This is a genomic window from Streptomyces sp. NPDC001927 (genome assembly GCF_053594455.1).
On record NZ_JBSFEN010000007.1, the window covers coordinates 269,349 to 281,349 of the forward strand.

Here is a 12,001-nt window from a genome sequence, read left to right on the forward strand (position 1 = left end):
TCCCCGTGCGTACACCCGTTTGCGGCCCGCACCTCTTGATCAGGGCCGCGCTCACGAGCGTACCCCGCGCCGCGCGGCGGGAGGAGAGCACTACCGGCCGCCGGACAGCCCCTCAGCGCAGCGCGCCGCCGGTCCGGGTCAGGTCCTCGGCGGCCCGCTCGAGCTCCTCGGCGGCGCGGTTGATGCGCTCCGTGGTGCGGGTCACCTGGCGGCCGAGCCGCTGGGCTTCGAGGAAGACCTTGATGCCGAGGACTCCGAGGACGGCGATGCCGAGGAATCCGAGGACGATGGCGAGCATGGGCCAGAACATGGGGCGAGCCTAGACGGTGCGCGGCTGTCGGGACGTCAGACGGTGGAGTGCAGCCGCAGGGTGCGGACGCCGCCTCCGGTGAGGAGTTCGACGATCCGCTCACCGGCGGGCTTGCGGACGGAGCTGCCGCACTCGGGGCAGGTGAACGAGTAGAAGGTCGTACGGCTGCTGGCGCCGATGGCCAGGCGCAGGGAGCCCGCGGCGAGTTCGAAGCGGGCGCGACAGTCGGGGCAGGCGGCCTTGAAGAAGACCGGTGCGATCGAAGCAGTCATTCCGTGCATCACGGACATATCCCTCATCCCTCTCCCCTGTCTCTCCCGTACCTCACGCCTGGCTCTCCCCCTTGCCTCACGCCCGCGTCTCCCCCGCGCCTCACGCCTGGCTCTCGTACGCCGCGAGCGCCGCGGCCGCCGCCTCCCGGGCGCTGTCGGCGAGGTCCTGCGGAGAGACGATCCGCCCGTCGCTGCCGAGCCGCAGCGCGAGGCGCCGCAGCGAGGCTGGGGCGGGGGTCCGCAGCGTGATCCGCAGCCCGCCGTCGGGCAGCTCGTCGGCCCGGTCGTGCGGGTAGTACTCCGCGACCCAGCGGCCGCCGGGACCCACCTCGACGACGACCTCGGGGTCCTCGGCGGACGGCTGGACCAGCCCCTCCGACAGGTCCCGCAGCTCGATCTCCGGCGGCGCGGACTGCTCGTCCAGGATCCGGATCTCGGCGACCCGGTCGAGCCGGAAGGTGCGGCGGGCCTCCGAGAGCCGGCACCACGCCTCCATGTACGTGTGCCCGACGGCGAACAGCCGGATCGGGTCCACCTCGCGCTCGGTGAGCTCGTCGCGGGCGGGCGAGTAGTACCGCACCCACAGCCGCCTGCGCTCCGAGATCGCCCGGTCCACCTCGGCGAAGACACCGCCCTCGGACTCGAAGGTCACCGAGAGCCGCGCGCTCGCCCCGGCGACCTCACCGGCCGCCGTCTCCAGCTTCGCGGTGGCCCGCAGCAGGGCCTCCCGGTCGCCCTCGCGCAGCCCGGGCAGCGTCGCCACGGCCCGCGCGGCGACCAGCAGGGCCGTCGCCTCGTCGGCGGCGAGCCGCAGCGGCTCGGCCACGTCGTCCGGGTTGTGCCACCAGATCCGGTCGCCGTCGGTGTCGATGTCGAGCAGGTCGCCGCCGCGGAAGCTCGTGCCGCACATCGGCAGCACGTCGAGGTCCGAGATCAGCTCGTCCTCGGTGATCCCGAAGGCGCGCGCCACATCGGCGACATGCGCGCCGGGACGCTCGCGGAGATAGGTGACGAGGGAGAGCATCCGCCTCGTCTGGTCGATCGCGTTCGCAGCCATGCTGTACGTCTCCCCCTTCAGCCCTTGGCCACGGCGCGCAGCCGGTCCACCACGTCGGCCCGCAGATCCGCGGGCTCCAGTACGACCACATCGGGACCGAACTCCACGAGCCAGGCGTCCAGGCCGTGCCCGTACGGAATCTCCAGCTCGTCCCAGCCGTCCGCGCCCTCCCGTACGGACTGGGCGCGGGCCCGCAGCGGGTAGCCGCTGCCGGCGCGCAGCCGGATCCTGGCGGAACGCGTCGCGGTCTCCCCGGCCCAGCTCTCGACCGTCTCGCGGACGGTGACGACGTCGGGCACGGGCGCGGTGAACGCGCCGGCCCGGGAGCGGACCTTGCCGGTGATCCGGGAGAGCCGGAAGACGCGCTCGGCGCCCCGGTCGCGGTCCCAGCCGGCCAGGTACCAGTGGCCGCGCCAGCACTCCAGGGTCCACGGCTCGACCTGGCGCGTCTCGGGCCGGGCGGCGGTGGCCTTGCGGTAGTCGAAGACGACCGGGCGGCGGTCGCGGCAGGCCAGCATCAGGGGCTCGAACGCGGTCTCGTGGACCGGGATGCGCGGTTCGAGGGCGCTGTGCTGGGCGTCGTACGAGTCCTCGGCCTCGGGCATGCCGGCGGCGCGCAGCTTCTGCAGGGCGCCGCTGGCGGCCCCGGCGAGCCGCGCCTGCTGCCAGACCCGGGCGGCCAGACCGAGCGCCGCGGCCTCCTCGGCGTCCAGGGTGATCGGAGGCAGGCGGTTGGAGTCGCGGCGGGCCAGATAGCCGGTCTCGCCCTCCAGGTTCTCGACGGTCTCGATGACCAGGCCGAGTTCGCGCAGATCGTCCTTGTCCCGCTCGAACATCCGGTTGAAGGAGTCGTCCGTACCGGCTTCCATGTAGGCCTCGATGGAGCCGCGCAGCTCACGCTTGCTGAGCGGCCTGCGGGTCCCGAGCAGGCAGAGGGCCAGATTCATCAGCCGCTCGGCCTTGGCAATCGCCATCGACGCCCTGCACCTCTTCTGCCGGATTGACTTCGGGGACATCCGACCGTACCGCCCCGGGGTGTCGTGGCAAAAGCCGAGGGCCCGCGCCTGGACAGGCACGGGCCCTCGTTCGAGCGGATCCGGTCAGCGCGTGGCCGACCGGCGACGGTCAGCGGGTGACCGAGCCGATCCGGTCAGGCCTTCTTGACGCCGACCAGGTCGCAGACGAAGATCAGCGTCTCGCCGGGGGCGATCGCGTTGCCCGCGCCCCGGTCGCCGTAGGCGAGGTGGGCGGGGATGACCAGCTGGCGGCGGCCGCCGACCTTCATGCCCTGCACACCCTGGTCCCAGCCCGCGATGACCTGACCGACACCGAGCCGGAAGTCCAGCGCGCTGCCGCGGTTCCAGGAGGCGTCGAACTCCTCGCCGGTGGAGAAGGCCACACCCACGTAGTGGACCTTGACGGCGTCGCCGGCCTCGGCCACCTCGCCGTCGCCCTCCCAGATGTCCTTGATCTCCAGGTCCTTCGGCGGCTCGCCGCCCGGGAAGTCGATCTCGGGCTTCTCAATGCTCACTGCAGTGTGCTCCTCAAACTCATGAACCGCGCAACGGTGAACTGCGCGACGGGGACAGTCTTACATCTTCGCCAGAATGTCGACGGCGAACACCAGCGTCGAGTTCTTCGGGATGCCCTGCTGCTCCTTGTCGCCGAACGCCTCCGCCGGCGGGGCGACGATCAGGACCCGGCTGCCGACCTTCTTGCCGGTGATGCCGTCCTTGAGACCCTTCAGGGTCAGCTGCTCCAGCGGGAAGTTCGCGGTCTTGCCCGTCTGGTACGTCGAGTCGAAGACCTTGCCGTCCTTCCACAGCGCGGCGACGTAGTTCACCACGACCGTGTCGGTGCCCGCGACGACCTCGCCCTTGGACTCCAGGATGTAGTTGGAGACCAGCTTGGTCGGCGGGTCGACCTTCGGCACCGTCAGCGAGGGGGCCTTGCCGTCGGTGTTCGTACCGACCTTCGGCAGGTCCTTGTTCTCCTGGGCGACCTCGGTGCCCTCGGCGGACTTCGGGATCGTCGTCGACTTCAGGATGTCCACGACGAAGACGAGGGTGGCGTTCGGCTTGATGTCGCCCTGGCCCTGCGCCCCGTAGCCGAGCTCCGGCGGGATGCCGATCTCGATGCGGCTGCCGACCTTCTGGCCCTCGAGACCCTGGTCCCAGCCCTTGATGACCTGACCGGCGCCGAGCGTCAGGTCGAACGGCTGCCCGCGGTCGAAGCTGTTGTCGAAGGGCGTGGTGGAGTCCCAGGCCTGGCCCAGGTAGTTCACCTGGAGCGCGTCGCCCTTCTTCGTGACGGCGCCGTCGCCCTCGCTGATCACATTGACCTTGAGTTCCTTCGGCGGATCGCCCTCACCCTTGGCAAGAGTGGGCTTCTCCCCGAACTTCTCACCCGCGGTGATGGCGGGCAGTCCGTTCTTCATCGAGGCGTTATCGGAGCCCTTGTCGTCGCTGCCGCACGCCGCTGTCGAGAGCAGCAGCAGTGGGACGACCAGTAGGCCGGCAAGTCGGCGCACGTGTTCCTCAGATCTCAGACGGCACAGTAGTTGTCCGACACTCTAGGGGACCACCCGAGCAGGCCAAGGGCCCCGCACGTCACACGCACGGGGCCCTGGCACTTCGTACAGCGTCGTCCTACATTCCGGCGATCAGCTTTTCCACCCGGTCGTCGACCGAACGGAACGGGTCCTTGCACAGCACCGTGCGCTGGGCCTGATCGTTCAGCTTGAGGTGGACCCAGTCGACGGTGAAGTCCCGTCGCTGCTCCTGCGCACGGCGGATGAAGTCGCCGCGCAACCGCGCCCTGGTGGTCTGCGGGGGCACCGACTTGCCCTCGAAGATCTTCAGGTCGTTGCAGATCCGGGCCGCCTGCCCCTTCCGCTCCAGGAGGTAGTACAGCCCCCGGCGGCGGTGGATGTCGTGGTAGGCGAGGTCTATCTGCGCGACCCGGGGGTGCGACATGGTCATGTTGTTCTTCGCCCGGTACCGCTCGATGAGCTTGTACTTCATGACCCAGTCGATCTCGGTGCCGATCCGGTCCAGGTCCTCGGCCTCGATCGCGTCGAGCGTACGGCCCCACAGCTCCAGGACCTGGGCGACCGTGCCCGTACGGATGCCACGGCGGTCGACGAAGTCGGCGGCCTTCTCGTAGTACTCCCGCTGGACCTCCAGGGCGGAGGCCTCACGGCCGCTGGCGAGCCGGACCTTGCGCTGGCCCGTGATGTCGTGACTGACCTCACGGATCGCCCGGATCGGGTTCTCCAGTGTCAGATCGCGCATCACCGTGCCCGCCTCGATCATGCGCAGCACGAGGTCGGTCGCTCCGACCTTCAGCAGCATGGTCGTCTCGGACATGTTCGAGTCGCCGACGATGACGTGCAGCCGGCGGTAGCGCTCGGCGTCCGCGTGCGGCTCGTCACGGGTGTTGATGATGGGTCGGGAACGGGTCGTCGCCGAGCTGACGCCCTCCCAGATGTGCTCGGCCCGCTGCGAGACGCAGTAGACCGCGCCCCTCGGCGTCTGGAGCACCTTTCCGGCGCCGCAGATGAGCTGTCGGGTGACGAGGAAGGGAATGAGGATGTCCGCGAGCCGCGAGAACTCGCCGTGCCGGGCGACCAGATAGTTCTCGTGGCAGCCGTAGGAGTTTCCGGCCGAGTCGGTGTTGTTCTTGAAGAGATAGACGTCGCCGGCGATTCCCTCCTCGTGCAGGCGGCGTTCGGCGTCGACGAGCAGACCTTCGAGAATGCGCTCGCCGGCCTTGTCGTGCGTGACCAGTTCGGTCACGTTGTCGCATTCGGGTGTTGCGTATTCCGGATGCGATCCCACGTCGAGGTAGAGGCGGGCGCCGTTCCGCAGGAAGACATTGCTGCTGCGGCCCCATGACACGACACGGCGGAAGAGGTAGCGCGCCACTTCGTCAGGTGACAGTCGGCGCTGTCCCCTGAACGTGCACGTGACGCCGTACTCGTTCTCCAGCCCGAAAATGCGGCGGTCCATGTCTGAACATTACGCCTGATGGCCTGAGCTGAAACCGGGTTCGACAGCCCCGTTCCGATCATTTTCCGATGGGCCCTCGTTCCTTTCGGCGTGTCCGACCTCGACGGGGCCCGCGCTGACGGCGTGTCGCACGCTGCGGCCCGGCACCCGCAGCACCCGGCCGGTCGCGAGGAGCACCAGGAGGGCCACCAGGCCGCCGCCTCCCGCGACGGCGAAGCCCGCGGTCGTTCCGGCGAGTTCGACCGCCGGTCCCGCGACGGCGGAGCCGAGCGCGGCCCCCACGCCGAAGGTGGTGACGAGCCAGGAGAAGGCCTCCGTGACGGTGCCTGCGGGCGCGTGCCGGTCGACCACGATGAAGCCGCACGCGAGGGCCGGGGCCAGGAAGAGACCGGAGAGCGCGGCGAGGGCCGTCATCGGCAGGACACCCGGGGTGAGCATGAGGGGCAGGTAGCCGAGGGCGAGCAGGCCGACGATGACCGTCAGACGGCGCTCGGGAGCGCCCGACCAACGGCGGGCACCGTAGGCGACGCCGCCGATCAGCGCGCCGAGGCCGAGAGCGGCCATCAGCCAGCCGTACGCCGCCTCATGGCCCCGCTCGTCGGCGTAGGCGAGGGCCGAGACGGTGATCGAGCCGAGGGCCAGCCCCACGAAGAAGAACGAGCCGAGCAGCGCCAGCAGGCCCGGCGAGCGCAGGGCGCCGAGCCAGTGCGCCTCGCGGGGCGCCGAGCGCCACGCGCGCGAGGGCTCGGAGAGGACCACGGAGAGCGCGCCGAGGACCCCGAGGACGTTGATGACCAGGAGGGCCGCGGCCGGGGACCAGAGGGCGACCAGGAGCGTCACCAGGAGCGGTCCGACGGTGAACATGACCTCCTGGGCCACGGCGTCCAGGGCGTACGCCCGGTGGACCCGGTCCTCGCGGCCGAGGACGCTCGGCCACAGGGCGCGCAGCCCGCCTTCGAGGGGCGGGGTGAAGAGCCCGGCGACGACGACGGCCGCGTAGGCGAGCACAAGGGGGCTGATTCCGGCCACGGCGAGGACGATCATCCCGAGCGCGGAGATCAGCGCCGCGGGCAGCTGGACGCGCGGCTGGCCCTTCAGGTCGACGGCACGGCCGAGGAGTGGCTGGCCGACGGCGGTGGCGATGCCGTACGCGGCGGTGAGACCGCCCGCGAGGCTGAAGCTGCCGCCCTCGGAGCGGACGAAGAGCACGATGGCGATGGGCCCGGTGCCGTTGGGGAGCCGGCCGACGAGGGTGCCGGTGAGCAGTCGCAGGGCGTGCGGGGCCCTGAGTATGTCGAGATAGCCGCCGCTCTCCTTGGCCTCGGTGGCCATGTCCGTCTCCTCTCCCCCGGTACCCACCCCCGAGGTTTTACGTATAACTACAGAGGTCATACGTACCATGGCCGCAACCCGCGGGTCCACCCCCGCGCTCGGCGACCACCTCTCACGGAGGCACCAGTGCAGACCCCAGACTCCCCCGGCGCGGCCAGACCCACCAGCCGGGACGTCGCCGCCGCCGCAGGGGTGTCACAGGCCACCGTCTCCCTCGTCCTCGGCGACAAGTGGCGCGGCAGGGTCTCCGAGCGCACCGCGGACGCCGTCCGCGAAGCCTCCCGCACCCTCGGATACCGGCCGAATCTCGCCGCCCGCAACCTCCGCCTCGGCCGCACGCGGACCGCGCTGCTCGTCGTCCCCGCCCTCACCAACGAGTTCTTCGCCCGCGTCTACACCGGAGCCGCCACCGTCGCCGCCCGCCACGGCTTCGGCGTGGTCCTCTACCCCTCCCCCGACGGCGTCGGGCCCGCCAAGGACCCCTTCGCCTCCGCGCGCGCCGCGCTCGACGGGATCATCGCCTCCTCCATGGCCACCGAAGCCCTCAAGGCCTTCCACGGGACCGACCTGCCCCTGGTCATGCTCGACAGCGACCCCTCCGAGACGGGCGCCGCAGCCCATGTGAACCTCGACATCGCCGACGGCATGCGCCAGGTCACCGCCCACCTGCTCGGCCTCGGCCACCGCCGGTTCGTCCACCTCGCCTCGGCCGTACCGTCCTGGACCTTCGACGTGCGCGCGGCAGCGCTCGCCGACGCGCTGAGCGGTGCCCACGTCCGTACCGTGCGCGCGCCCCTCGACGTGGACGGGGCCCGCGCCGCCGCCGAACAGGCCCTCACCGGGCCGGGCCCCCGCCCCACCGCCCTGATCTGCGACGACGACATCCTCGCCGCCGGCGCCTGCAAGGCCGCGCGCCGGCTCGGCCTGCGCGTCCCCGAGGACGTCTCGGTCACCGGCTTCGACGACCTGGCCCTCGCCACCGCCGTGGAGCCGGAACTCACCACCGTCCGACTCCCCGCCGAACAGATCGGCGAACGCGGCATGGACGCCCTCCTGGCCGTCCTGGCGGGTCGGAGCCCGGAGCCCGGGGACCTTCCCGTCACCCTCATGCCGCGCGACTCCTCGGGCCCGGCCCCGGCCTGAGCCCACCCCGAACACGACGAAACCCCGGCCGCCGAAGCGGACCGGGGTTTCGCCACACATGCTCGAAGGCTCCGAAGGCTACTCCTCCGAGTCCTCCACGATCTCGTCCGACGGGTCGTCCGTCTTCGCGATCGCCGCGTTGTCCGCCTCCAGGAGGCGGTTCAGCTGGCGTCCGACGATCCGCTTGAACTTGCGCTGCTGCGGACGCGTACGGTCCAGGACCGCCACCTCGAGCCGCTCCGCGGGAATCTCCCGCTCGCTGCCGTTGGTGTCCCGCGACAGGGCCTGCACAGCAAGCTTCAGCGCCTCGGCGAGCGACATCCCGTCGCGGTGCCGCTGGTCGAGGAAGCTGCTGATCTGCTCCGCGTTGCCACCGACCGCGACCGAGCCGTGCTCGTCCACGATCGACCCGTCGTGCGGCAGCCGGTAGATCTGGTCACCGTCGGGCTCCGCGCCCACCTCGGCCACGACCAGCTCCACCTCGTACGGCTTCTCCCCCGCACTGGAGAAGATCGTGCCGAGCGTCTGCGCGTACACGTTCGCAAGCCCACGGGCCGTCACATCGTCACGGTCGTAGGTGTAGCCCCGCAGATCGGCGTAGCGCACACCACCGATCCGGAGGTTCTCGTACTCGTTGTACTTGCCGGCCGCCGCGAACCCGATCCGGTCGTAGATCTCGCTGAACTTGTGCAGCGCCCGGGACGGGTTCTCACCGACGAACACGATGCCGTCGGTGTACTGCAGGACGACCAGACTGCGGCCGCGGGCGATGCCCTTGCGGGCGTACTCCGCCCGGTCGGCCATGGCCTGCTGGGGTGAGACATAGAACGGAGTCGACACCGGCTACCCGTCCCTTTCTTCTGGGGTTCTACGGACGACGAGGGGTCAGAGCAGGGCCGCGCGCGGGCCGTCGGGCTGCTCCAGGCGCCGATCGGTGACCGAGCGGGCGAGCGCCGAGGACTCGTCCTCGTTGAGCCTGCGGAAGCCCTCGTCGGTGATGACGGTGACGATGGGATAGATACGGCGGTACAGGTCCGGGCCGCCGGTCGCCGAGTCGTCGTCGGCGGCGTCGTAGAGGGCCTGCACGACGAGCGTCGTCGCCTGCTCCTCCGTCAGATCCGGGCGGTACAGCTTCTTCATGGAACCCCGGGCGAAGACCGAACCCGAACCCGTGGCGGCGAAACCGTGCTCCTCGGAGCGGCCACCGGTCACGTCGTAGGAGAAGATCCGGCCCTTCTCCTTGCCCTCGTCCCAGCCGGCGAAGAGCGGGACGACGGCCAGCCCCTGCATGGCCATGCCGAGGTTGCCGCGGATCATCGTGGACAGGCGGTTCGCCTTGCCCTCCAGGGAGAGCGTCGCGCCCTCCACCTTCTCGAAGTGCTCGAGCTCCAGCTGGAACAGCTTGACCATCTCGACGGCGAGACCGGCCGTACCGGCGATGCCCACCGCCGAGTACTCGTCGGCCGGGAACACCTTCTCGATGTCGCGCTGCGCGATCATGTTCCCCATGGTCGCCCGCCGGTCACCGGCGAGCACGACACCGCCCGGGAAGGTGACGGCGACGATCGTGGTGCCGTGCGGCGCCTCGACGACCCCCTCCGGCAGCTTCCGGTTCCCCGGGAGCATCTCCGGCGAGTGGTCGGCGAGGAAGTCCAGGAACGAGGACGAGCCCGGCGTCAGGAAGGCAGCTGGTAGACGCCCGGTGCTACGAGTGTTGGCTTCCACGCGTGTCCCTCCAAGTATTGAGATGGCCCGACGCGGTCTGCCGGGGTCGTCTCCCGGCATGCCATTTGCCTTGGCCGCATTGCAGTTGAAGCACGGTACGTCACGGACCCTACCCGGCTCGTGACGGTGATCCACATCGGCTTCGGGGACAGCGTCCGGCCGTACCGGCGCTCGGTGCGTCGTCCGTGACCGGGCGGTGCGGGCGCTGCGGCCCGCACCGTCCGGTGACTCATTCCGTCACCCGCCCCCACCTTCGATTCGAAGGTCAGAGGATTACTGGCCGCCCTTTTGCACGAAGGACCTCACGAAGTCCTCGGCATTCTCCTCGAGGACGTCGTCGATCTCGTCCAGCACGGAGTCCACGTCGTCGCTCAGCTTCTCCTGGCGTTCCTTGAGGTCGGAGCTCGCCTCCGCGGTCGTCTCCTCGACCTCCTCCGTGGAACGCGTCGCCTTCTGCTGTCCGCCGCCGGTGTCCTTGGTCGCCATATCCCTCACCCCGCTCGAATCGCCCGCTCGGTTGGGTCTCTCAAGATCAGACCCTACAAGCCAGGTCTGACTTCGGCCCCGCAGTTTCGTACAACGTCCGGGCACTAGTCCCATGATTCCCAGTGCCCGGGTATTTCAGGCTCGCCTCAGCCGCCGGAAAGGACGCGGACCAGTTCCTCCGCGGTCCGGCAGCGGTCCAGGAGTTCCTTGACGTGGTTCCTGGTGCCCCGCAGGGGCTCCAGGGTGGGGACGCGCTGGAGGGAGTCGCGGCCCGGGAGGTCGAAGATGACCGAGTCCCAGGACGCGGCCGCCACGTCGTCGGCGTACTGCTCCAGACAGCGGCCCCGGAAGTAGGCCCTGGTGTCCTCCGGGGGCTTCGTCTCGGCCCTCTCGACCTCGGTCTCGTCCAGGAGCCGCTTCATGCGCCCTCGGGCCACCAGACGGTTGTACAGGCCCTTCTCGGGGCGTACGTCCGCGTACTGGAGGTCCACGAGGTGCAGGCGGGCGGCGTCCCACTCGAGGCCGTCGCGGCGCCGGTAGCCCTCCATGAGCTCCCGCTTGGCGATCCAGTCCAGTTCGCCGGCGAGGCTCATCGGGTCGTTCTCGAGCCGGTTGAGGGTGTCCTCCCAGCGGATCAGGACGTCCTTGGTCTGCTCGTCGGCGTCCGCGCCGTAGCGTTCCTCCACGTACTTCCTGGCCAGCTCGAAGTACTCCATCTGGAGCTGGACCGCGGTGAGTGTGCGGCCGCTGCGGAGCGTGACGAGGTGCTGGAGTCCGGGGTCGTGGGAGACCTGGTGGAGGGTGCGGACGGGCTGGTCGACGGCGAGGTCGACGTTGATGAAGGAGTCCTCGATCATGGACAGGACCAGCGCCGTCGTGCCCAGCTTGAGGTACGTGGAGATCTCTGAGAGGTTCGCGTCGCCGATGATCACGTGGAGCCTGCGGTACTTCTCCGCGTCCGCGTGCGGTTCGTCGCGGGTGTTGATGATGGGGCGCTTCAGGGTCGTCTCCAGACCCACCTCGACCTCGAAGTAGTCGGCGCGCTGGCTGATCTGGAAGCCGTGCTCGCGGCCGTCCTGGCCGATGCCGACGCGCCCCGCGCCGGTGACGACCTGGCGGGAGACGAAGAACGGGGTGAGGTGGCGGACGATGTCCGAGAAGGGCGTCTCCCGCTTCATCAGGTAGTTCTCGTGGGTGCCGTAGGAGGCACCCTTGTTGTCGGTGTTGTTCTTGTACAGATGGATGGGCTGGGCCCCGGGCAGCTGGGCTGCCCGCTCGGCGGCCTCCGCCATGATCCGCTCGCCGGCCTTGTCCCAGAGGACGGCGTCGCGGGGGTTGGTGACCTCGGGGGCGCTGTACTCGGGGTGGGCGTGGTCGACGTAGAGCCGGGCTCCATTGGTCAGGATCACGTTGGCGAGGCCGATGTCCTCGTCGGTGAGCTGGCTGGAGTCGGCGGCCTCGCGGGCGAGGTCGAAGCCGCGGGCGTCCCGCAGCGGGTTCTCCTCCTCGAAGTCCCAGCGGGCGCGGCGCGCCCGGTGCATCGCCGCCGCGTAGGCGTTGACGATCTGGGACGAGGTGAGCATGGCATTGGCGTTGGGATGGCCCGGAACGGAGATCCCGTACTCCGTCTCGATGCCCATTACTCGCCGTACGGTCATGCGGCCCT

13 protein-coding genes and 1 pseudogene are annotated in these 12,001 nt (G+C 70.1%); 1 reads left to right on the top strand and 13 read right to left on the bottom strand.

What is annotated here, in order from left to right:
* Window positions 1-112: 112 nt before the first annotated feature.
* The 8 genes from ACWCO8_RS21065 to ACWCO8_RS21100 form a co-directional block, all read right to left on the bottom strand.
* Window positions 113-310: a hypothetical protein gene (locus ACWCO8_RS21065; protein WP_451033496.1), complete on the bottom strand. Its 198-nt coding sequence runs from the start codon at window positions 308-310 to the stop codon at window positions 113-115.
* A gap of 35 nt (window positions 311-345) precedes the next feature.
* Window positions 346-609, bottom strand: a complete 264-nt coding sequence (locus ACWCO8_RS21070) for a hypothetical protein (protein ID WP_362004487.1) — start codon at window positions 607-609, stop codon at window positions 346-348.
* 73 nt (window positions 610-682) lie between these two features.
* Window positions 683-1,639, bottom strand: coding sequence for a helix-turn-helix transcriptional regulator (locus ACWCO8_RS21075; protein WP_451033497.1), 957 nt, complete (start codon window positions 1,637-1,639; stop codon window positions 683-685).
* A 17-nt stretch (window positions 1,640-1,656) separates the two neighbouring features.
* On the bottom strand, window positions 1,657-2,613 hold the full coding sequence (locus tag ACWCO8_RS21080) for a helix-turn-helix transcriptional regulator (RefSeq protein ID WP_362004482.1): 957 nt from the start codon (window positions 2,611-2,613) through the stop codon (window positions 1,657-1,659).
* A 176-nt stretch (window positions 2,614-2,789) separates the two neighbouring features.
* Entirely contained in the window at window positions 2,790-3,170 is a 381-nt protein-coding gene (locus tag ACWCO8_RS21085; RefSeq protein WP_362004480.1) for an FKBP-type peptidyl-prolyl cis-trans isomerase, read from the bottom strand.
* 60 nt (window positions 3,171-3,230) lie between these two features.
* On the bottom strand, window positions 3,231-4,169 hold the full coding sequence (locus ACWCO8_RS21090; RefSeq protein WP_362004478.1) for an FKBP-type peptidyl-prolyl cis-trans isomerase: 939 nt from the start codon (window positions 4,167-4,169) through the stop codon (window positions 3,231-3,233).
* Window positions 4,170-4,287: 118 nt separating this feature from the next.
* The gene (pafA, locus tag ACWCO8_RS21095) at window positions 4,288-5,649 is read right to left on the bottom strand and encodes a Pup--protein ligase (protein WP_137990376.1); all 1,362 of its coding nucleotides are present in this window, start codon (window positions 5,647-5,649) and stop codon (window positions 4,288-4,290) included.
* Between the two features lie 9 nt (window positions 5,650-5,658).
* Window positions 5,659-6,981 carry an MFS transporter gene (locus ACWCO8_RS21100; protein ID WP_451033498.1) on the bottom strand — a complete coding sequence of 441 codons (1,323 nt, stop codon included), beginning with the start codon at window positions 6,979-6,981 and terminating at the stop codon, window positions 5,659-5,661.
* 126 nt (window positions 6,982-7,107) lie between these two features.
* Here ACWCO8_RS21100 and ACWCO8_RS21105 point away from each other — a divergent pair, with 126 nt between their 5' ends.
* Window positions 7,108-8,124 (top strand): LacI family DNA-binding transcriptional regulator, encoded by a 1,017-nt coding sequence (locus ACWCO8_RS21105; protein ID WP_451033499.1) that lies wholly within the window; start codon window positions 7,108-7,110, stop codon window positions 8,122-8,124.
* Between the two features lie 78 nt (window positions 8,125-8,202).
* Here the strand turns inward: ACWCO8_RS21105 and prcA are convergent, their stop codons facing one another.
* The 5 genes and pseudogenes from prcA to dop all read right to left on the bottom strand — a co-directional run bounded on the left by prcA (window position 8,203) and on the right by dop (window position 11,993).
* On the bottom strand, window positions 8,203-8,964 hold the full coding sequence (gene prcA / locus ACWCO8_RS21110) for a proteasome subunit alpha (protein WP_384509316.1): 762 nt from the start codon (window positions 8,962-8,964) through the stop codon (window positions 8,203-8,205).
* Between the two features lie 45 nt (window positions 8,965-9,009).
* Complete coding sequence (gene prcB, locus ACWCO8_RS21115) at window positions 9,010-9,849, bottom strand: proteasome subunit beta (protein ID WP_451033634.1); 840 nt, start codon at window positions 9,847-9,849, stop codon at window positions 9,010-9,012.
* A gap of 78 nt (window positions 9,850-9,927) precedes the next feature.
* Window positions 9,928-9,984: pseudogene (locus ACWCO8_RS21120) on the bottom strand (hypothetical protein); the annotation flags it as partial.
* A gap of 138 nt (window positions 9,985-10,122) precedes the next feature.
* On the bottom strand, window positions 10,123-10,335 hold the full coding sequence (locus ACWCO8_RS21125) for a ubiquitin-like protein Pup (RefSeq protein WP_175439096.1): 213 nt from the start codon (window positions 10,333-10,335) through the stop codon (window positions 10,123-10,125).
* Between the two features lie 146 nt (window positions 10,336-10,481).
* Window positions 10,482-11,993, bottom strand: a complete 1,512-nt coding sequence (dop, locus tag ACWCO8_RS21130; protein WP_451033500.1) for a depupylase/deamidase Dop — start codon at window positions 11,991-11,993, stop codon at window positions 10,482-10,484.
* Between the last annotated feature and the right edge of the window lie 8 nt (window positions 11,994-12,001).

Bases quoted from the DNA above. Each gene is read 5' to 3' on its own strand.
- ACWCO8_RS21125 (WP_175439096.1), bottom strand. From the start codon at position 10,335: ATGGCGACCAAGGACACCGGCGGCGGACAGCAGAAGGCGACGCGTTCC.
- ACWCO8_RS21080 (WP_362004482.1), bottom strand. From the start codon at position 2,613: ATGGCGATTGCCAAGGCCGAGCGGCTGATGAATCTGGCCCTCTGCCTG.
- dop (WP_451033500.1), bottom strand. From the start codon at position 11,993: ATGACCGTACGGCGAGTAATGGGCATCGAGACGGAGTACGGGATCTCC.
- ACWCO8_RS21065 (WP_451033496.1), bottom strand. From the start codon at position 310: ATGTTCTGGCCCATGCTCGCCATCGTCCTCGGATTCCTCGGCATCGCC.
- ACWCO8_RS21075 (WP_451033497.1), bottom strand. From the start codon at position 1,639: ATGGCTGCGAACGCGATCGACCAGACGAGGCGGATGCTCTCCCTCGTC.
- ACWCO8_RS21100 (WP_451033498.1), bottom strand. From the start codon at position 6,981: ATGGCCACCGAGGCCAAGGAGAGCGGCGGCTATCTCGACATACTCAGG.
- ACWCO8_RS21070 (WP_362004487.1), bottom strand. From the start codon at position 609: ATGAGGGATATGTCCGTGATGCACGGAATGACTGCTTCGATCGCACCG.
- pafA (WP_137990376.1), bottom strand. From the start codon at position 5,649: ATGGACCGCCGCATTTTCGGGCTGGAGAACGAGTACGGCGTCACGTGC.